Consider the following 21,145-nt stretch of genomic DNA (forward strand, 5'->3'; position numbering starts at 1 on the left):
TTGATCACGCTAGGGAAATAAGCTTAGTGATTTCAAATGATAATCGAAATCATTTGCAATAAATGTTTTACTGTTTGGGAGTTATGTCACACAATACAGAACACAATTGAAAACTATTATTATTTGCAGTTGTAAAAGTTGATCTAGGTAAAGTTATTCAGACAGAAGCTTAGTTAAAATCGGCTTAAAGCTGAACTTAGTATGCCTTTATAAAGGTAAAAGGGAACCATGAAATTAAGTGAACTGAAACCGGGTGATAGTGCGAAAATTTCCCAAGTCGGTCATATCGAATTACCGGCAGTTGTAAAACGTAAACTCTTATCGATGGGCATCACCCCAAACACTTCCTTTACTATGATACGCAGAGCGCCGATGGGCTCAGGAATGGAGCTAGCCATTCGGGGAAGTAAATTATGTATGCGTCAAGAACTCGCTGAAGTCATAGAGGTAGAGGTCGCTCATGTCTAAACAATTTCATTGCGTAACCGTTGGTAATCCTAATGCGGGGAAATCAACCTTATTTAACGCGCTTACCGGGGCTAACCAGCAAGTCGGTAACTGGTCAGGTGTGACCGTAGAAAAGAAAACTGGCCAATTTACTCTCAATAATACTGATGTTCAGCTTACTGATTTACCGGGGATTTATGATTTACTGCCCGCTGGGAATAGTTGCGATTGTTCATTAGATGAGCAAATTGCGCAGCAGTATCTCGCAGAGCAGAAAATTGATGGCATCATCAACCTAATTGATGCTACCAATATTGAACGCCATTTATACCTAACTGTGCAGCTTCGAGAGCTGGGTATCCCAATGGTTGTGGTGGTCAATAAAATTGATGCCGCGAAAGAACACGGTATCGAAATTGATACGCAAAAAATGGCTGAGCAACTTGGTTGCCCAGTGATTGCAGTATGTTCACATGTAGCTGATGATATTGAGAAAATTAAGTCGCAATTTGTGGACTTATTAGCAGGTAAAGTTTCAGAAGAAGCCTTAGTGCTAAATTATGACGCTGAAATTGAGCAAAGTATTCGTGCTTTGTTTGAAAGAGATAGCGGCCTCAGCCGTGGCCGCGCATTGGCGATGTTAGGCAACGGTCTTGGCTGCGGCCAGTGCCAGAATGGTCAATTGCTTAACGAAGTTAAACAGTGCACCGAACACCTCTCTGCCCAAGGCAAAGATATTGAAATTATGGTCGCCACTACCCGATTTGATTTCGTGCAAAAAGTGTATAACGGTGCGGTGGTAAATGGCGACGTTGAAACTGTCAGCGACCGATTGGATAAAGTGATTCTTCACCCCGTAGCTGGTGTGCCTATTTTCTTATTTGTCATGTACTTAATGTTCATGTTCAGTATTAATGTTGGTAGTGCATTTATTGACTTCTTTGACATTGCAGCCGGGGCCATTTTTGTTGATCACTTTGGCGCACTGATGTCGAGTATGGGCTCGCCTGATTGGCTGGTGACTATTGTTGCTGGTGGTATTGGCCAAGGTATCCAAACCGTTGCGACATTTATTCCCGTTATTGCCGCACTATTTTTGGCACTTTCTGTACTTGAAAGCTCGGGTTATATGGCTCGCGCGGCCTTTGTGGTTGATGGCTTGATGCGCCGTATTGGCCTACCGGGCAAGTCTTTTGTGCCGATGATTGTGGGTTTTGGCTGTTCAGTTCCAGCTATTATGGCAACCCGTACCCTAGGCAGCGAGCGTGAGCGTATCGTGACTGGTATGATGGCGCCTTTCATGTCTTGTGGCGCACGTTTACCAGTTTATGCATTATTTGCGGCAGCCTTTTTCCCAGAGTCAGGGCAAAACTTAGTCTTCCTGCTTTATATCATCGGCGTATTTGCCGCGATTGGAACCGGTTTGTTGCTTCGTAGCACAATCCTACCGGGCACCAGTAGTGCTGTAGTGATGGAGCTACCTAGCTACGAAAAACCAAAATTTAAAGCGGTTATGGGTCGCACTGGCAAGCGCACTAAGAGCTTCATTATGGGCGCAGGTAAAACGATTGTTATTGTGGTCACGCTGCTTAACTTTGTAAATGCGATTGGTGTTGACGGCAGCTTTGGTCATGAAGACAGTTCAGAGTCGGTATTAAGTGTAGCCAGTCAAAAAGTGACTCCGCTGTTTGCACCTATGGGGGTTGAGCAAGAGAACTGGCCCGCCACTGTGGGTATTATTACCGGGATTTTTGCTAAAGAAGCCGTTGTGGGTACCTTAAATAGCTTGTACTCATCTGCAGCTGGTGACGATGAAGAGTTAGCGCCATTAAGCGAGACCTTTGCTGAAGCTTGGGCGACAATTCCTGAAAACCTACTAGGAATTGCACCCGAAGATCCGCTGTCATTAGATGTGGGTGATATTGAAGATGTGGCAGCAGCCTCTGAAGAGCTAGAAGTTGATACCTCTACATTTGGTGCATTGCAAGCCGGATTTGGCGGGATTGCAGCAGCGTTTGCTTACCTGTTATTTGTCTTGCTTTATACACCATGTGTTGCAGCAATGGGGGCTTTAGTCGGCGAGTTTGGTTCTCGCTGGGCGGCATTTGCTGGAGTGTGGACCTTTGCGCTTGCATACGGTACAGCGACGGTATTTTATCAAGTAGCCACCTTTGCGGCTCATCCGGTTCAGTCCAGTATGTGGATTGGCTTCTTTAGCGGGGCATTGATTGCCTTCTACCTATGGTTGAAACGCAAAGCTAAGCGCGATGAGTTGATTATTCCTAATGTGCGGGTCATTAGTTAGCTCAACAGCAGTAGTTAAATAGCCTCAAACTAAGCAGCGATTCGTCGCTGCTTAGTTTTTTTATCATTTTGTCATGAAATTTTGCGTCATAGACATTGTATCGGATGGCGATCTGTAGGAATATGCAGGTTTACTCTATTTTCACCCTGATAGCCCTCCCGCTATTGGGGATTTAGCAAAGTTGGCAAAGAGGAATTCCATGAGTCATATGGACACTGAAGTACGTCCTAGCAACTTCATTCGTAACATTATCGATGAAGACATCGCAGCGGGTAAGCACGCGACCGTGCATACGCGTTTTCCACCTGAGCCTAATGGCTATCTGCACATAGGACATGCTAAATCGATCTGCTTGAACTTTGGATTGGCGCAAGACTATAAAGGTTTATGTAACCTTCGTTTTGACGATACCAATCCTGAAAAGGAAGATATCGACTACGTCAACTCGATTCAAGAAGATGTGAAATGGCTTGGGTTCAACTGGGATGGCGATATTTGCTATTCATCGAATTATTTTGATCGCTTGCACGGCTATGCTGTGGAGTTGATTGAAAAAGGCTTAGCGTATGTTTGCTTCCTTAATGGTGAGCAAACCCGTGAATACCGCGGAACATTAAAAGAGCCAGGAAAAGACAGTCCTTATCGCGACACTAGCGTTGAGGAGAACTTGGCGCTGTTTGACAAAATGCGTAAAGGCGAGTTCAAAGAGGGCGAATGCTCGCTACGTGCAAAAGTAGATATGGCATCGCCATTTATGTGCATGCGCGATCCAATTATCTATCGCATTCGCTTTGCTCACCATCACCAAACTGGTGATAAGTGGTGCATTTACCCAATGTATGATTTTACTCATTGCATCTCAGATGCGATTGAGAATATCAGCCACTCTCTGTGTACATTAGAGTTCCAAGATAACCGTCGCATTTATGATTGGATCCTTGATCATCTTGATGATTTTCAAGCACCAAACCGCACGCGTCAGTATGAGTTTTCGCGCTTAAATCTTGAATACACCTTGATGTCTAAGCGTAAGCTTAATGATTTAGTAGTGCGAGGTTTAGTTGCAGGTTGGAACGACCCTCGTATGCCAACGATTGCCGGCTTACGTCGCCGCGGCTATACACCTGCATCTATCAGAGAGTTCTGTTTGCGTATTGGTGTCACCAAGCAAGAGAACATGGTTGAAGTGGCTATGCTTGATGCTTGTATCCGTGAAGAGCTTAATGATAATGCACCGCGCGCAATGGCAGTAATTGATCCGGTTAAGGTTATCATTGAAAACTATGCCGAAGGCGAGGTCGAAACCATCTACGCCCCTGTGCACCCATCTGTAGAAGAGATGGGCAAGCGTGAATTAGCGTTTGGTCGAGAGCTCTATATCGATGCGGCTGATTTTCGCGAAGAGGCGAATAAGAAGTACAAGCGTCTTGTACAAGGTAAAGAAGTTCGCCTGCGTAATGCTTATGTCATTAAAGCAGAGCGTTGTGATAAAGATGCGGACGGTAATGTCACCACGATTTATTGCACCTATGACAAAGATACCTTAGGCAAAAACCCTGCCGATGGTCGTAAGGTCAAAGGCGTGATCCATTGGGTTGAAGCGAGTACGGCCAAAGCCGCAGAGTTCCGTTTGTATGACAAACTGTTTATGGATACTAATCCAGCTGCAGCTGAAACTGTTGATGAAGTGTTGAACCCTGAATCATTGGTGGTCAAACACGGTGTTGTAGAGGCTAACCTGGTTAATGCAGAAGCAGAGAAAGCTTATCAGTTTGAGCGTGAAGGCTATTTCTGTGCCGACAATGTAGATTCTACAGCTGATAACTTAGTGTTTAACTTAACGGTGGCGTTACGCGACTCTAAATAGCATTTAAACCTGATGCTGTGGTACTAAAAAAGGCGCTAAATAAGCGCCTTTTTTGTTGCTGGGAGAGCTTATTGATACATTGGGCCAAAGCCCATGCTCCATAAGATCACACTTGATGCCATTAAGGCTACCAGTAATACCAGTCCGGCTGTCACAACTGAGCTAGCGTAAATGAAGCCTTTCTCCTCTGGTATATTCATGATTATCGGCACCCCCGTATAAAGCAGGTAAACCGAGTACGCCAAGCCTGCTAGGCCAACGACCATAATAAACCAAAGCGATGGGTACAAAGCGGCAAAGCCGACCATAAATAGCGGTGTAGCTGTATAAGCTGCTAGTTCAAGTGCTTGGGTAAAGCTTGGATTTGCATCAAAGGTTTTTGCCATCCAAAAGGCGAGATAAGCTAGGCCAAATACACCGGCGATTAAGCCGAAGTACATACCAACAGACATCATTGCTGCGCTGTTACCAGTTAAAAACAGTGGGTCTGAAACACCTAAGTCCCAGCCGAATTGTGTAGAAGCAAAATAAGTACAAATTGCAGGAATAAGCGCAATTAACAGGATATGACTGAGACTGCTCTTTACTGCTTCGTGATTTTGCTCAATAGTCTGCCACTCTTCTTTTGGATGAGTGTATAACCCCATTAAGTGATTTAATATCATTATTGTTATCCTTGTTTAGCTTGATCTTGTGCTCGCCAAACTTCAGACGAACCTCTTTTGCCTTTTGGTCATGTCCCAAATAGACCAGTTAGGCTCCAATACAGTTACAAAATTGTTAACTGCTATGGTTTATTTATTGAACAAAAAATCACCCTAGTCAAGCTAACTTTGCCACCTAAGCACGGAATAATAGGTTTACAGCGAGAAATGCTGGTAAAATACTCTACCAAATCAGCTTAATACCTTGGGTTTATGATGCAGCAACTTTTAGCCCCTATCGAACAGTTTTTAGCCTGTTCGACCCCGGATTCTTGGATAGAAAAGGCCAAGCAACCACAAAACCTCACCACCTTACTGATCGACCACTGTAATTGTGAGTTGAAGGCAGCCCAGACGGCCATGTTCTTGGTGCGTAAATACGCTGTCGACAAAGCCAGTGCTGAGCAGTTGTTGTTATGGGCTAAGCCATATGAGGATTTTGTGTATAAAAAGGAACGTGATATTGAGCGTTTTTTAAACCGGGATGTGAAAAAGAACGATTTAATTGGTGAGCTAACCTGCCGTACTGATTTTGCCCAAGGGCAAGACTTAGTGAATAAGATGGTGCGCTTAATCAAGGAGGAGTTTCACCACTTTGAGCAAGTCCTAGCGATTATGCATAGCCGGGGTATTGATTATGAAAATCGTCGTGCAGGCCGTTATGCTAAAGGGATGATGAAGCAAGTGCGCACATACGAACCCGCAGCGTTAATTGATAAGTTGATTGTCGGGGCATTTATTGAAGCTCGCTCTTGTGAACGGTTTGCTAAGCTCGCCCCACATCTGGATGATGAACTGAATCGGTTTTACGTATCGTTATTACGCTCAGAAGCACGCCATTATCAGGACTACTTAGCCTTAGCTAGCGATATTGCGCAGGATGATATTAGTGCGCGAGTGGCAGATTTTGCTGCGACAGAAGCCGCGCTAATTAGCAGTGAAGACAGTGATTTTCAATTCCACAGTGGTGCGCCGATCGCATAAGATCGCAAGTATGTTCAAGTTAGCGCCGCGGTGCGCTATTTGCTTGCACAGTCCAAAGCCCCAGCAGTTAAGGCGATTCCAGTTGCTGAGACGCTCAATACGCTGCTTTGCTCATACCAGTCTCCAACAACAATACGCTGTTTGTGTTGTGTGAGTTGGTGAATAGCTGGTCGATGGGTATGGCCATGGATCATGTTTATGCAGTGTGTGCTGGTGAGTAATTGATCAACCGCATCCGCTTCGACATCCATAATGGTGTAACTTTTATGCTGATTACTTTGCTGACTCTTTTGTCTGAGTTTAGCGGCAATGTTAAGCCGTGTGGCACTGGGCAGTAGGCGATAAAGAAATTTAACCCAGGGCCAATTTCTAAAACGTCTAAAGCGCTGATAGCTCTTATCTAAAGTGCATAAACTGTCGCCATGTAATATCACGGTGGGGGTGCCATAGAGATTGATGACACTGACTTCTGGGAGTAGGGTCATATTGGCGCGTTCAGCGAACGCTTTACCCAATAGGAAATCGCGATTGCCGTGGATAAAATAAACCGGGATGTGCTGACAACTTTGACTAATTTTATCAGCAATGGCCAAAGCAAAAGGTTCTGCGATATCGTCACCCACCCAGACCTCAAACAGATCACCAATAATATACAGGGCTTCACACTCGCCCAATTGGGTATCGAGAAAGTGATAGAAAGCTTGGGTGATATCAGGGCGATCAGCACTTAAGTGCAGATCGCCAACAAACAAGGTTTGTTCCACTCGCGGTTATTCAGCGATGATGGCTTTTTCAATAACAACAGCTTCAAGCGGGACATCTTGATGCATGCCACGGTTACCCGTGCTGACTGCTTTAATCTTATTGACGATGTCCATGCCCTCAGTCACCTTACCAAATACGCAGTAACCCCAACCTTGGCTGGTCTCTGACTTAAAGTCTAAGAACGTATTGTCGTTAATGTTGATGAAGAACTGAGCAGTGGCTGAATGTGGATCTGAAGTGCGTGCCATAGCAATAGTGCCTACTGCGTTTGAAAGGCCATTGTTTGCTTCGTTCTTAATGGTTTCCTTTGAGGTTTTTTGCACCATATCTTCAGTGAATCCACCACCTTGAATCATAAAGCCATCGATTACACGGTGAAAAATTGTGCCATCATAAAAGCCTTCTTTAACGTAGCTTAGGAAGTTTTCAGCGGTGACTGGCGCATTTTCAGTATCAAGTTCTAGAACGATGTTACCGTGGTTAGTTTGCAGTGTGATCATGTTTTTAATTCTCAACATAGTTTGTCTTTCAAGATAGCTGGCGATTTTAGCCTAAATGATTAGTAGCATAAAGCGCTAACTGGCATTCATGTCGCCGCAGTTGCTTTAGAAGCGGCAAGAATATTTTTATAAAGCCTGTGAACTAAGGTAAAAAACGCGTACATGTTGGCTGTATCCGCTGGAAGCGGCTGATTTCAGGTGATAGACTGAAGTTCTTTTTTATCAATGCAAAACAATAGAGAACGTCAATGTTGAAGATATACAACAGTCTTACCCGCCAAAAAGAGCAATTTAAACCATTACAGCCAGGAAAAGTTGGCATGTATGTGTGCGGGGTAACCATATATGACTTGTGTCATATCGGTCATGGACGCACTTTTGTATCTTTTGACATGATAGTTCGTTATTTGCGTTATCGTGGTTATGAAGTTAACTTTCAGCGCAATATCACCGATGTCGATGATAAAATTATCAAGCGTGCTGCTGAAAATAATGAATCATGTGAAGCATTAACAGAGCGCCTTATTGGTGAAATGCATGCAGATTTTGATGCCTTGAACATGAAGCGTCCTGATTTTGAACCTCGTGCAACGCTACATATTCCTGAAATCATCGAGATGGTGGAGCTGTTGATTGCACGTGATCACGCCTATGTTGCCGCCGATGGTGATGTACTATTTAGCGTGGCTTCATTCCCAGAATATGGTCAGCTATCAGGTCAAAACCTTGATCAACTTCAGGCGGGTGCCCGCGTTGAGGTTGATGAAAATAAACGTGACCCAATGGATTTTGTGCTTTGGAAAATGTCAAAGCCGGGTGAGCCTACCTGGGATTCGCCTTGGGGACCGGGCCGCCCTGGTTGGCATATTGAATGTTCAGCAATGAACTCAAAGCACTTAGGCCAGCATTTTGATATTCATGGTGGCGGCTCTGATCTGCAGTTCCCGCACCATGAAAATGAAATTGCCCAGTCTTGCTGCGCCCATGACACGCCGTATGTTAACTATTGGATGCATACAGGCATGGTGATGGTCGACAAAGAGAAAATGTCCAAGTCATTGAATAACTTTTTCACCATTCGTGACGTGTTAGGTCATTACGATGCCGCGACTGTACGCTACTTTTTGTTGTCTGGGCACTATCGGAGCCAATTGAACTATTCTGAAGACAACCTAAAACAAGCCAAGTCAGCACTAGAGCGCTTATATACGGCACTGAAGGGGCTTGACCTTTCTGTTGCAGCTGCGCCTGCTGAAGCTTTTGTGTCTAAGTTTACTCAGGCCATGGATGATGATTTCAACACGCCAGAAGCCTATTCTGTACTATTTGATATGGTACGAGAAATTAACCGCCTTAAAGTGGATGACTTAGCCAGTGCTTCGGCTCTTGGCGTTGCGTTAAAACAACTTGCTGACGTGTTAGGCATATTAGACCAAGAAGTTGACGCGTTCTTTAAAGGCGAGGGCAGTGACGATGAAGTGGCTCAGATTGAAGCACTGATTGCAGAACGTAACCGAGCACGCGCCGAGAAAGATTGGCCAGCCGCGGATGTGGCTAGAGATGGTCTTAACGCATTGGGTGTGGTACTGGAAGATGGCCCAGAGGGCACCACTTGGCGTAAGAAGTAGTGACGCGAAATGTAAACAAAAATGCCTGCTAATTAGCAGGCATTTTTTATGGCGACTACATTATGCATTGCACGTTAGTCGTGATATTGCTCCGCCGCATATAAGGTGTTTTCAAGTAGGCTGGCAATTGTCATCGGCCCAACCCCACCTGGAACAGGTGTAATGTGACTGGCGTTTTGCGCTGCAACATCATATTGCACATCGCCAACTAACTTACCGTCTTCTAAACGGTTAATGCCCACATCGATAACGATGGCGCCGGGTTTTATCCATTCGCCAGGAATGAAGCCGGGTTTACCGACAGCCACAACGACTAAATCAGCTTGGCGAACTTTTTGTTCAAGGTTTTTGGTAAAACGATGGCAAGTGGTTGTTGTGCAACCTGCAAGTAATAGCTCTAGGGTCATTGGGCGGCCAACAATATTGGACGCGCCAACCACTACAGCATCTAGACCATAAGTATCCACGCCGGTCGATTTAATTAGCGTAATAATGCCCATTGGTGTGCATGAGCGTAATACCGGAATACGTTGCGCAAGACGACCAACATTGTAGGGATGGAACCCATCAACATCTTTGTCTGGACGAATACGCTCAATGACTTTTGACTCTTCAATATGCGCTGGCAGTGGTAGTTGCACCAAAATGCCGTCGATAGCGTTATCTTCGTTGCACTTATCAATTAAGGCTAATAGGTCAGCTTCTGTGGTATCACTGGGTAGATCAAATGATTGAGAAAGAAAACCCACTTCTTCGCAGGCACGTCTTTTGCTACCGACATAAACTTGTGAAGCCGGATCAGCTCCGACAAGAATTACGGCTAAACCGGGGACGCGTTGTCCTGCCTCTTTGCGGGCAGTGACTTTCTCAGTTAGCTGTTTTCGAATGGATTGGGCTATTGCTTTTCCATCGATAATTTGGGCTGTCATGGGGGTAGGCTATCCTTTATCTGGCGCGATAATAAAAACGGCGCTATTTTAACAGGGCGCATAGCAACTGTCATTTAATTACCTGTGCAACAAACCGTTTTCATATGCGGATAATCAATTTTGCGACCGACTGCAATATAGATGGTGATAAAGGCGAACATATTTGGGCCATATTGGCTAATATAAGTGTGGCTCGGTGATTACAGCGCAATTATATTGCGATTAGTCGGTAAATTGAGCAAGCGAGTCAGCTTTATCAAAAAAGTCATTGACGGGTTTTATGTGAGGGGATAAGATGCGCTCCGTTCTCAACGATGGTAGCATCGTTACAGTAGAATGACTCGGTGATTAGCGCAGCCCGGTAGCGCATCTGGTTTGGGACCAGAGGGTCAGAGGTTCGAATCCTCTATCACCGACCAAATTATTAAGATAATGCAATGCGTTATCTCGCCCAGTTAGGATATGAACTTAGTTCATAACGAAGCGCCCGTAGCTCAGTTGGATAGAGCATCCGCCTTCTAAGCGGATGGCCGCAGGTTCGAATCCTGCCGGGCGTACCATATCAGTGGTGATTGTAGCTCAGTTGGTAGAGCCCCGGATTGTGATTCCGGTTGTCGTGGGTTCAAGTCCCATCAGTCACCCCACTTCTTTTGAAGAAAATAAAAAAAGCGACCTCTGGTCGCTTTTTTTACGCCTGTTATTGGCCATTTGAGGTCGACTCCATCAAAAAGCATCGCTATAATGTCGCGTCTTGATAAATTACAACACAGAGCGATGACTGCCAAAATTCAGTATTGATAGGCATTCTAGTCGATTTTTAAGATCAAGAAACGAATACCTGAGTAGTTGATGATTCGACTATTCCTAAAGGACGTTTGACATATTTCGAGGTAAAACAATGCAAGTTTCTGTTGAAACAACCCAAGGTCTAGAGCGCCGTCTGACCATTTCTGTTCCTGCTGAGCAGATTGAAAAAGCTATAAGCGATAGTCTTAAAAACGAAGCAAAGCGTGCGCGTCTTCCTGGTTTCCGTCCAGGCAAGGTACCTGTTAGCGTTATCAACAAGCGTTATGGCAAGGCAATTCGTCAAGACATCACTGGTGAAGTGATGCAGCGTAATTTCGTTGAAGCAATCATTGCTGAAAAACTAAACCCAGCTGGTACACCAACTTTCGCACCAGGCGAAACTGAAGGCGAAGACTTTAAGTTTGTAGCGACTTTTGAAATCTACCCAGAAGTAGAACTAAGTGGCCTAGACACTATTGAAGTTGAGCAACCAACTGCTGAAGTGACTGAAGCTGACGTTGATGCGATGATCGAAACACTGCGTAAGCAACATGCAACGTTTGAAGCTGTTGAGCGCGAAGCTGCAGAAGGCGACAAAGCAAAAATCAACTTCGTTGGTTCTGTAGACGGTGAAGAGTTTGAAGGCGGCAAAGCTGATGACTTCGAACTTGAGCTAGGTAGCGGTCGTATGATCCCAGGTTTCGAATCTGGTGTTGAAGGCCACAAAGCAGGTGAAGAGTTCGAAATCGACGTAACTTTCCCTGAAGATTACCATGCAGAAAACCTAAAAGGTAAAGCGGCTAAGTTCGTTATTACCCTAAACGAAGTTCAAGCTGCTAACCTACCAGAAGTTAACGATGAGTTTGCTTCTCTATTTGGTGTGACTGAAGGCGGCCTAGAGGCGCTTAAAGCTGAGATCCGTAAGAACATGGGTCGTGAACTAGAGCAAGCACTAAAAGCAAACGTGAAAGAGCAAGTACTAAATGGTCTACTTGCTAACAACGAAATTGAATTACCAAAATCATTGATTGATGGTGAAGTGAACGTGCTTCGTCAGCAAGCTATGCAACGTTTTGGTGACCAAGCTGCTAACATGCCTGAGCTGCCAGCTGACCTGTTCACTGAGCAAGCAGAGCGTCGCGTTAAAGTCGGTCTACTTCTTGGCGAAGTCATCAAGACTAACGAGCTAAAAGCTGAAGATGAGCGTGTTCAAGCATTGATCGCTTCTATGGCTTCTGCTTACGAAGATCCAAGTGAAGTTGTTGAGTATTACAACAACAACCAAGAGCTAATGCAGAACATGCGTAACGTAGCGCTTGAAGAGCAAGCTGTAGAAGAAATCCTAAAATCTGCTAAATTGACCGAAAAAGAAGTCAATTTCGAAGAATTTATGAACAAGGCTACCGCTAGCGCGTAAGCTTCGCTTGACTTAAATGGCAGTTAGCCATTTATAATGGCTCGTATGAGGTTCCTCATGCGAGCCGTTTTTATTTAGGGAAGTCAATAATGCAAAATGCACCAGAGTCAGTACTAAATGCACTTGTTCCTATGGTTGTTGAACAAACAGCTAAAGGTGAACGTTCATATGATATTTATTCACGACTATTAAAAGAGCGCGTTATCTTTTTAGTTGGTCAAGTTGAAGAGCATATGGCGAACCTTATTGTCGCTCAGTTACTGTTTTTGGAATCAGAGAGCCCAGATAAAGATATTTATTTATATATCAACTCGCCAGGCGGCTCTGTGACAGCAGGTATGGCAATTTACGACACCATGCAGTTTATTAAACCCAATGTCAGCACAGTGTGCATTGGTCAAGCGGCAAGTATGGGCGCATTCTTATTAGCGGGTGGTGCAGAGGGCAAGCGTCATTGCTTACCTAACTCTCGAGTGATGATTCACCAACCGCTAGGTGGTTTCCAAGGACAGGCATCGGATATTGCTATCCATGCACAAGAAATCTTGGGCATTAAGAACAAGCTTAATAAAATGCTTGCTGAACATACAGGCCAACCTCTAGAAGTGATTGAGCGCGATACCGACCGCGATAACTTTATGAGTGCTGATGAAGCGGCTGAATATGGTCTTGTTGACTCTGTATTGAGCAAACGAGGCTGATATTTGTTTATAGCTGGGCTATGATTCAGTAATAAGCAATAGAAATGATTTAAGCAGTTTCGGTGACTGCGCAAGAGGTAGTGTAATGGGTGACAACAAAAGTACGGGTGATGGTGGGAAGCTGCTGTATTGCTCTTTTTGTGGAAAGAGTCAACACGAAGTAAGAAAGCTGATTGCTGGTCCTTCAGTGTACGTTTGTGATGAATGTGTCGAATTGTGTAACGATATCATTAGGGAAGAGATTAAAGAGATCTCACCTAAGCAAGAGCAAGATAAGTTACCAACACCACACGAGCTAAGAGCGCACCTAGATGATTACGTCATAGGTCAAGAGAAAGCCAAGAAGGTGTTATCGGTTGCAGTGTACAATCACTACAAGCGATTAAAGAATGCCTCACCTAAAGACGGGGTAGAACTCGGTAAAAGTAATATTTTGCTGATTGGTCCAACGGGTAGTGGTAAAACGCTGCTTGCTGAAACGCTAGCCCGGTTCTTGAATGTTCCCTTTACTATGGCTGATGCGACGACGTTAACCGAAGCAGGCTATGTGGGTGAAGACGTAGAAAACATCATTCAAAAGCTGCTGCAAAAATGCGACTACGATGTCGAGAAAGCACAGCGTGGTATCGTCTATATCGATGAGATTGATAAAATCAGCCGTAAGTCTGACAATCCTTCGATCACTCGCGATGTTTCCGGTGAAGGCGTCCAACAAGCACTGCTTAAGCTTATTGAAGGCACAGTGGCTGCAGTACCACCACAGGGTGGCCGTAAGCATCCACAGCAAGAGTTTTTACAGGTTGATACCTCTAAGATACTTTTCGTGTGTGGCGGCGCATTTGCGGGCTTAGAGAAAGTGATTGAACAACGCTCTCATGTTGGTACCGGTATCGGATTTGGTGCCGAAGTGAAAGGCGAAGATGACAAGGCGACCATTTCAGATACCTTGCTACAGGTTGAACCTGAAGATTTGGTTAAGTATGGATTGATCCCAGAGTTTATTGGCCGACTACCTGTATTAGCCACCTTAGCAGAACTTGATGCCGATGCATTAATTCAAATTTTGTCTCAACCTAAAAATGCACTGACTAAACAGTTTGCGGCGTTGTTTGAGATGGAAGACGTTGAACTAGAGTTTAGAGAAGATGCGCTTAAAGCGATTGCTCAAAAAGCCATGACCCGTAAAACAGGTGCACGTGGTTTACGTTCAATTGTTGAGGGTATCTTGCTCGATATCATGTATGACCTACCGTCAACGGATAACGTGGCCAAAGTGGTTATCGATGAGTCCGTGGTTAACGGTGAGTCATCGCCAATACTGATCTACGAAACAAACGATAATCAAGCTGCTGGCGCTGAGTAAACTTTCGCCAATTGATTAGCAGATAGATAAAAAGGAGTCCTAGTGACTCCTTTTTTCATTTTTACCATTGAAACAGCGTAAATCATCCCAATATACTTCTAAGTATTGTTATCAAACGGAATCGAGCTATGACCTTAGAGCGTGAAGCGCGAATCGAACTCCCCGTACTACCACTGAGAGATGTGGTGGTTTATCCCCATATGGTTATTCCGTTATTTGTTGGACGGGAAAAATCTATCCGTTGTTTAGAAACGGCAATGGAGCAAGATAAGCAAATTATTTTAGTGGCTCAACGTGATGCAGATTTAGATGAGCCCACCAGTGACGATATTTTCGAAGTCGGCACTGTCGCATCGATTTTACAACTGCTTAAGTTACCCGACGGTACCGTTAAGGTATTGGTTGAAGGCGGCCAGCGTGCGCGCATTGAAAAGTATACTCAAGAAGAAGAGTTCTTTGTTGCTACCGCGCAGTATCTTGAATCTGCGCAAATGGCTGACAAAGAAGAAGAGGTCCTTGTTCGCTCAGCCGTGGGTCAGTTTGAAGGTTACATAAAGCTTAATAAGAAAATCCCTCCAGAAGTTCTCACGTCACTCTCGGGTATCGATGAAGCTGCACGCTTAGCTGACACCATGGCTGCGCATATGCCGCTGAAACTTGATGACAAGCAGTCAGTGCTAGAGATGGTTGATGTTGCCGAGCGCCTTGAGTACTTGATGGCGATGATGGAAGCTGAAATCGATCTGTTGCAAGTTGAGAAACGTATCCGTTCTCGCGTTAAGAAGCAGATGGAAAAGAGTCAGCGTGAGTATTATCTCAACGAACAGATGAAAGCGATTCAAAAAGAGCTGGGAGACATTGACGAGTCCCATGATGAATTTGAGTCGTTAGCGAAAAAAATTGCCGAAGCCGGCATGCCTGAAGAGGCACAAGAGAAAGCCACTTCTGAGCTCAATAAGCTAAAAATGATGTCACCAATGTCGGCAGAGGCTACCGTCGTACGTAGCTATGTTGATTGGATGATCTCAGTCCCTTGGCGCCAGCGCTCAAAGATTAAACGTGATCTGAGCAAAGCAGAAGATGTGCTAGATACAGACCACTTTGGACTTGAGAAAGTCAAAGAGCGTATTTTGGAATATCTTGCAGTTCAAAGCCGAGTCAAACAACTTAAAGGGCCGATTTTGTGCCTAGTTGGCCCGCCAGGCGTTGGTAAAACCTCGCTAGGTCAGTCAATAGCTAAAGCGACCGGCCGTAAGTATGTGCGTGTAGCGTTAGGCGGCGTCAGAGATGAGGCGGAAATCCGTGGTCATAGAAGAACCTACATTGGCTCTATGCCAGGTAAAGTGATTCAAAAGATGTCTAAGGTTGGGGTGAAGAACCCGCTATTCTTACTCGATGAAATCGATAAGATGAGCTCGGACATGCGCGGCGATCCATCGTCTGCCTTACTCGAAGTGCTTGACCCAGAACAGAACTCGGCTTTCAGTGATCACTATCTAGAAGTGGATTACGATTTGTCCGATGTTATGTTTGTCGCAACATCGAACTCAATGAATATCCCAGGTCCGCTGCTTGACCGTATGGAGGTGATTCGTCTTTCTGGCTATACCGAAGACGAAAAGCTCAATATTGCTAAGCAACACTTGTTGCCAAAGCAGGTTAAGCGTAATGGCCTTAAAGCCAGTGAAGTGACCGTAGACGATAGTGCTATTGTGGGTATTATTCGCTACTACACCCGTGAAGCTGGTGTGCGTGCACTTGAGCGTGAGTTATCTAAGATTTGCCGTAAAGTTGTTAAGCAGATCTTGTTAGACAAGCAGTTAAAGCATATTGAAGTGAATGCTGACAACCTGAAGTCTTTCCTTGGTGTTCAACGTTTTGACTACGGTAAAGCGGAGTCGAATAACCAGATTGGTCAAGTGACTGGGCTTGCTTATACTGAAGTGGGCGGCGATTTGCTCACCATTGAGGCGACCTCAGTACCGGGTAAAGGCAAGTTAGCTTATACTGGCTCGCTTGGTGATGTGATGCAAGAGTCAATTCAGGCGGCAATGACAGTGGTTCGGGCTCGTGCCGAACAGCTCGGCATTAACCCTGATTTTTATGAAAAACGCGATATCCATGTACACGTCCCGGAAGGCGCGACACCAAAAGACGGTCCATCAGCGGGTGCCGCAATGTGCACAGCCTTGGTATCTAGCTTAACGGGTAATCCTGTACGGGCTGATGTGGCGATGACAGGTGAAATTACCCTACGTGGTGAGGTCTTGCCAATTGGTGGTTTGAAAGAAAAATTGTTGGCAGCGCATCGCGGTGGCACCAAGTTAGTGCTGATTCCCAAGGAAAATGAGCGAGATTTGGAAGAAATTCCAGCAAACGTGATTGCCGATCTCGAAATTCGCCCAGTGAAATGGGTTGACGAAGTACTGGAATTGGCGCTTGAGCGACCAATCGAAGGCTTTGAAGTAGTTAAAAATTTGGGCTAACGCAAGAAATTACAGTATTGCCTTAAAAAAAATGCAAAAAGGGGCTTTTTCTAGCCGCTAGCTGTGGTAGCCTAGGTCTGTGGAGAGTTTCAACGCTACAGCCCTTGAGGCTACTGGTTTTGAGGCAAATCCAATTTTATTTCTTAGGTTTTCCTATTTGGCTTGAACTTTGTTTTCAAGCTTGTTATAAAAAGCCTCCGCAGACCGCTCTAGAGAAGGATTTGGTTGCGGCGCAAAAAAATTACATTCAAGGGGATGACATGAACAAATCTGAACTAATCGAGAAAATCGCTTCTGGTGCTGACATTTCTAAAGCGGCTGCTGGCCGTGCACTAGACTCTTTCATTGATGCTGTAACTAACGGCCTAAAAGATGGCGATAAGATTTCTCTTGTTGGTTTCGGTACTTTTGAAGTTCGTCAACGTGCAGAGCGTACTGGTCGCAACCCACAGACGGGTAAAGAGATCAAAATCGCAGCAGCGAACATTCCAGCTTTCAAAGCCGGTAAAGCGCTAAAAGACGCCGTAAACTAAGAATTAGTTTAAGGTGTAGCCTTTGTAAGGCTTACTCGTAAAGCATACAAGCACTGTCTAGACAGTGCTTTTTACGAGTTATAGAGAAGAGAAGTTTGTTTCATTCTCATGATGTTAATCCAAATACGACCACATTTGGATTAGCAACAAAATTACAAGAAGGCGCATTCAGTTATTGATGCGCCTTTTTATTTTTTAATCGCAACGAGCGAGATGTCAGATGTTAGAAAAAATTCGCGAAGGCTCCCAAGGCGTAATAGCCAAAAGTATTCTAGTTCTGGTAATACTTTCCTTTGCATTTACTGGTGTAAGTAGTTATTTAGGATCTTCAACAGAACAAGCCGCAGCGACGGTGAATGGTGAAGAAATTGGCGTCAGTGCGTTAGAAAACGCCTATCAGAATGAGCGTGCACGCCTTGAGCAGCAATTGGGTGAAATGTACCAAGCATTAGCTGCAGACGAAACTTATCAAGCCAGTATTAAGCAAAGTGTGCTTGAGCGATTAGTTGGTGATAAATTGCTAGATCAAGCGGCGACGGAAATGGGTCTCACTGTTTCTGATGAGCAGATCCGTAACGCGATTATGCAAGAGCCAGCATTTCAAACAGATGGTGTATTTGATAATGACCGCTACCAACGCATCTTGATGCAGCTTGGCTATCAAGCGAGTACCTTCAGAGACATGATGCGTGTTGATATGACTCGCCGCCAGTTAGTGGCATCATTAGTTGGTTCAGAATTCGTATTACCGGGCGAAGCTAACTATATAGCTGAGCTACAAGGCCAAACCCGTGATATTCGTTATCACATCGTTGATGCAACGCCATTTATCGGTAATGTCAGTGTGGCTGACGAAGAAGTTAAAGCTTATTACGATGCTAACCAGTCTCAGTTTATCCAGCCTGAAACTATCAGTCTTGAGTATGTTGAGCTTAATGCCGCTGATATGGCTGCTGATATCACAGTAAGTGAAGAAGATGCACAAGCTTATTATGATGAGAACCAGCGCCAATACCTGCAACCAGAAAAACGTCTAGCAGGACATATTTTGGTTAATCTTGGTGACGATGATGATGCCGCCAAAGCAAAGGCTGAAGCGATTTATGCCAAGTTAACCGCGGGTGAAGATTTTGCTGAACTGGCAAAAACTGAATCTGAAGATACCTTTAGTGGTGAGCAAGGCGGTCAATTAGATTGGTTTGAGCAAGGTGTCATGGAGCCAGCATTTGATGACGCACTTTTTGCCCTTGAGAAAGGCCAATACTCTGCCGTGGTCAAAACAAGTTTTGGTTACCACATTATTAAAGCGCTTGATATCCAACAAGGTAAAACCGCGCCATTTGCTGAAGTCAAAGATAAAATCTTCGCTGATTTGAAAAACAAGCAAGCGATTGATAAGTTCTTTGGTTTACAACAAACACTTGCTGATGTCAGTTATGAAGTACCTGATACGCTATCTGAGACAGCCGCTGAATTAGGTGTTCAAGTTAAGACCTCGCCGGTGTTTACTCGCGATAATGCGCCAGCGCCTTTAGATAGCCCTGATGTGATGAAAGAAGCGTTTTCATCAGCAGTATTGCTAGACGGCATGAACAGTGAAGTGATTGAAGTTGCGCCTAACCATGTTGTGGTTGTACGTATGAAGTCACATACCGCTGCTGGTACCGTTGAATACAGTAAAGTGCGTGATGGTATTGCTCAGCGCTTAAAGCAAGACAAAGCTAACGACAAAGCTCGTGAAGAAGCCCAGACGATGATGACGGCAGTTAAAGCTGGTGACAGCAGTGTTGATTTACAAGCAAAGACTGCACTTACTCGTTTCGACTCAGACATCGACGGTGCGATTGTCAATAAAGCATTCCAGATTGCTCACCCACAAGGTGAGGCTATTGTAGACACGGTTGCGTTAGCGAATGGCTACGCGGTCGTGGTACTTGATGCCGTGCATGCAGCGCAAGATATTGACCAAGCATTAGTGGATTCAATGAAACAGCGTCTTGCTTCGCAGTTTAGCGAGAACGATTACCGCGCCGTAGTGGCAACGCTTAAAAGCAAAGGTAAAGTTGAATATCCGGTGGTTGAATAACACCTTAGGGTTACATAAAAAAGGCCAGCATTAGCTGGCCTTTTTATTTGCTGTTTTTTAACAGTTTAGTCTACTGCAACCATTACGTTGCTTGCTTTGATAATAGCATAAGCGCTACCACCAACTTCTAATCCTAGTTGCTCACATGATGCTTTGGTTACTACAGAAGTGATTTCTACACCAGGTGCTAGCTCAATAACGACTTCGTTATTTACTGAACCAACTTCAATAGATTTAATTTTGCCAACTAGATTGTTACGTGCACTGATTTTCATTGTGATTCCTATTCATAGTTAATTGATCGCAGTTATTGTAGTGGCTTAGTAGTGAAACACTAATGAATAGTTAAAAAAAAGCGCCACTTTTTGAAGTGGCGCTCAAAATTAAAATATCTTTTAATTACAGCTGGTTAATTAATAACTGTAATGACTATTTTATAGCTGTTCTACGTCGAAGTTCACTTCCGGGTTAACGTCTGCTTCATAGTCAACGCCATCAACACCAAACCCAAACAGTTTTAAAAACTCTTGTTTGTATTCACGGTAGTCGGTTAGCTCAGCCAAGTTTTCGGTAGTAACCGAAGGCCATAGGTCGCGACAGTGCTGCTGGATTTCATCTTTAAGCTCCCAATCATCAAGGCGCAGACGGTTAGCTTCATCAACCGCAGGAGCCTGACCATCGGCACGATAGAGGCGGTCAGTGAACATCCGGTTAATTTGTTCCATACAACCTTCATGGAGACCGGCTTCGCGCATCTTTTTAAATACCATCGCAATGTACAGCGGCATCACTGGGATTGCAGAACTTGCTTGGGTTACAACACTTTTAAGCACTGCAACATTGGCGCTACCGCCGCTAGTGGCAAGCTGACTATTTAACGCTTGGGCAGCGCGGTCTAAATCCATCTTGGCTTTACCAAGAGCACCGTGCCAGTAGATAGGCCAAGTGATCTCTGTGCCAATATAGCTGTAAGCTACAGTTTTGCAGCCATCAGCGAGCACGCCAGCTTCAGCGAGTGCTTGCATCCACAATTCCCAGTCTTGACCGCCCATTACCGTTACGGTGTCTTGAATTTCCTGCTCAGTTGCTGGTTCAACACTGGTTTCGATTATTAAGTCTTTATTGGTATCTACCGCGGTGGCGGTATAGGTGTCACCGATAGGTTTTAGAGAAGAGCGGATCAGCTCGCCACTATCAGGTAGCTTACGCACAGGTGAGGCTAATGAGTAGACTACCATGTCCACTTGACCCAAATCCTGTTTAATCATCTCAATGACTTTTTGCTTCGCTTCGTGGCTAAAAGCATCACAGTTTAAGCTTTTTGAATATAGGCCTTCTGCTTTAGCAAACTTGTCGAATGCCGCTGAGTTATACCAACCCGCAGTACCCGGTTTTTTTTCTGTTCCTGGTTTTTCAAAGAAAACGCCCAAAGTGGCGGCGTTGCTGCCAAATGCTGCGGCGATTCTTGATGACAGTCCGTAACCACTTGAAGAGCCAACAACTAAGACTTTCTTAGGGCCGTTGTGAACTGGGCCATTGGCTTTAGTTATGTTTATTTGTTCAAGTACGTTGGCTTCACAACCAACTGGGTGAGTGGTTGTACAGATAAAGCCGCGTGTTTTAGGTTTGATTATCATGTTTTTC

17 protein-coding genes and 3 tRNA genes are annotated in these 21,145 nt (G+C 44.7%); 14 read left to right on the forward strand and 6 right to left on the reverse strand.

Going from position 1 to position 21,145, the window contains the following annotated elements; all coding sequences use genetic code 11:
* Positions 1–228: 228 nt before the first annotated feature.
* From FLM48_RS07555 to glnS, 3 genes are all read left to right on the forward strand, one after another.
* Positions 229–468, forward strand: a complete 240-nt coding sequence (locus tag FLM48_RS07555) for a FeoA family protein (RefSeq protein WP_028772343.1) — start codon at positions 229–231, stop codon at positions 466–468.
* Positions 461–2,752 (forward strand): Fe(2+) transporter permease subunit FeoB, encoded by a 2,292-nt coding sequence (gene feoB / locus FLM48_RS07560; protein WP_179024236.1) that lies wholly within the window; start codon positions 461–463, stop codon positions 2,750–2,752. Before FLM48_RS07555 ends, feoB begins: the two co-directional genes overlap by 8 nt.
* A 199-nt stretch (positions 2,753–2,951) precedes the next feature.
* Positions 2,952–4,619 carry a glutamine--tRNA ligase gene (gene glnS / locus FLM48_RS07565; RefSeq protein ID WP_179024237.1) on the forward strand — a complete coding sequence of 556 codons (1,668 nt, stop codon included), beginning with the start codon at positions 2,952–2,954 and terminating at the stop codon, positions 4,617–4,619.
* Positions 4,620–4,687: 68 nt separating this feature from the next.
* Here glnS and FLM48_RS07570 read toward each other — a convergent pair whose 3' ends face one another.
* Positions 4,688–5,284 (reverse strand): Yip1 family protein, encoded by a 597-nt coding sequence (locus tag FLM48_RS07570; protein WP_028772346.1) that lies wholly within the window; start codon positions 5,282–5,284, stop codon positions 4,688–4,690.
* Between the two features lie 255 nt (positions 5,285–5,539).
* Between FLM48_RS07570 and miaE the strand changes: the two genes are divergently transcribed.
* Positions 5,540–6,307 (forward strand): tRNA isopentenyl-2-thiomethyl-A-37 hydroxylase MiaE, encoded by a 768-nt coding sequence (gene miaE, locus FLM48_RS07575; protein WP_179026307.1) that lies wholly within the window; start codon positions 5,540–5,542, stop codon positions 6,305–6,307.
* A gap of 35 nt (positions 6,308–6,342) precedes the next feature.
* Here the strand turns inward: miaE and FLM48_RS07580 are convergent, their stop codons facing one another.
* Together FLM48_RS07580 and FLM48_RS07585 are read right to left on the reverse strand one after the other, a co-directional pair.
* The gene (locus tag FLM48_RS07580) at positions 6,343–7,071 is read right to left on the reverse strand and encodes a UDP-2,3-diacylglucosamine diphosphatase (RefSeq protein WP_028772348.1); all 729 of its coding nucleotides are present in this window, start codon (positions 7,069–7,071) and stop codon (positions 6,343–6,345) included.
* A 6-nt stretch (positions 7,072–7,077) separates the two neighbouring features.
* Entirely contained in the window at positions 7,078–7,572 is a 495-nt protein-coding gene (locus FLM48_RS07585) for a peptidylprolyl isomerase (protein ID WP_179026308.1), read from the reverse strand.
* A gap of 248 nt (positions 7,573–7,820) precedes the next feature.
* Between FLM48_RS07585 and cysS the strand changes: the two genes are divergently transcribed.
* Positions 7,821–9,200, forward strand: a complete 1,380-nt coding sequence (gene cysS, locus FLM48_RS07590; protein ID WP_179024238.1) for a cysteine--tRNA ligase — start codon at positions 7,821–7,823, stop codon at positions 9,198–9,200.
* Between the two features lie 74 nt (positions 9,201–9,274).
* On the opposite strand, the gene folD is transcribed toward cysS, so the two are convergent.
* A complete protein-coding gene (gene folD / locus FLM48_RS07595) occupies positions 9,275–10,129 on the reverse strand; it encodes a bifunctional methylenetetrahydrofolate dehydrogenase/methenyltetrahydrofolate cyclohydrolase FolD (protein WP_028772351.1) in 855 nt (284 codons plus the stop codon).
* Positions 10,130–10,471: 342 nt separating this feature from the next.
* On the opposite strand from folD, the gene FLM48_RS07600 reads away from it, so the two are divergent.
* From FLM48_RS07600 to FLM48_RS07640, 9 genes are all read left to right on the forward strand, one after another.
* Positions 10,472–10,548, forward strand: a tRNA-Pro gene (locus FLM48_RS07600).
* Between the two features lie 64 nt (positions 10,549–10,612).
* Positions 10,613–10,689 (forward strand) — tRNA-Arg (locus FLM48_RS07605).
* Positions 10,690–10,697: 8 nt separating this feature from the next.
* A tRNA-His gene (locus FLM48_RS07610) sits at positions 10,698–10,773 on the forward strand.
* A gap of 254 nt (positions 10,774–11,027) precedes the next feature.
* The gene (gene tig / locus FLM48_RS07615; protein ID WP_179024239.1) at positions 11,028–12,332 is read left to right on the forward strand and encodes a trigger factor; all 1,305 of its coding nucleotides are present in this window, start codon (positions 11,028–11,030) and stop codon (positions 12,330–12,332) included.
* A gap of 89 nt (positions 12,333–12,421) precedes the next feature.
* Positions 12,422–13,033 (forward strand): ATP-dependent Clp endopeptidase proteolytic subunit ClpP, encoded by a 612-nt coding sequence (clpP, locus tag FLM48_RS07620; RefSeq protein WP_028772353.1) that lies wholly within the window; start codon positions 12,422–12,424, stop codon positions 13,031–13,033.
* A gap of 85 nt (positions 13,034–13,118) precedes the next feature.
* Entirely contained in the window at positions 13,119–14,396 is a 1,278-nt protein-coding gene (clpX, locus tag FLM48_RS07625; protein WP_028772354.1) for an ATP-dependent protease ATP-binding subunit ClpX, read from the forward strand.
* Between the two features lie 128 nt (positions 14,397–14,524).
* On the forward strand, positions 14,525–16,882 hold the full coding sequence (gene lon / locus FLM48_RS07630; RefSeq protein WP_028772355.1) for an endopeptidase La: 2,358 nt from the start codon (positions 14,525–14,527) through the stop codon (positions 16,880–16,882).
* Between the two features lie 245 nt (positions 16,883–17,127).
* Complete coding sequence (locus tag FLM48_RS07635; RefSeq protein ID WP_169732693.1) at positions 17,128–17,415, forward strand: HU family DNA-binding protein; 288 nt, start codon at positions 17,128–17,130, stop codon at positions 17,413–17,415.
* 220 nt (positions 17,416–17,635) lie between these two features.
* Positions 17,636–19,501: a SurA N-terminal domain-containing protein gene (locus tag FLM48_RS07640; protein ID WP_179024240.1), complete on the forward strand. Its 1,866-nt coding sequence runs from the start codon at positions 17,636–17,638 to the stop codon at positions 19,499–19,501.
* A 65-nt stretch (positions 19,502–19,566) separates the two neighbouring features.
* Here FLM48_RS07640 and FLM48_RS07645 read toward each other — a convergent pair whose 3' ends face one another.
* Positions 19,567–19,776, reverse strand: coding sequence for a molybdopterin-binding protein (locus FLM48_RS07645; protein WP_028773497.1), 210 nt, complete (start codon positions 19,774–19,776; stop codon positions 19,567–19,569).
* A gap of 159 nt (positions 19,777–19,935) precedes the next feature.
* The gene (fabV, locus tag FLM48_RS07650; RefSeq protein ID WP_179024241.1) at positions 19,936–21,138 is read right to left on the reverse strand and encodes an enoyl-ACP reductase FabV; all 1,203 of its coding nucleotides are present in this window, start codon (positions 21,136–21,138) and stop codon (positions 19,936–19,938) included.
* Between the last annotated feature and the right edge of the window lie 7 nt (positions 21,139–21,145).

The organism is Shewanella sp. Scap07, from assembly GCF_013394145.1.
In the GTDB taxonomy this organism is placed as follows: Bacteria; Pseudomonadota; Gammaproteobacteria; order Enterobacterales; family Shewanellaceae; genus Shewanella; species Shewanella waksmanii.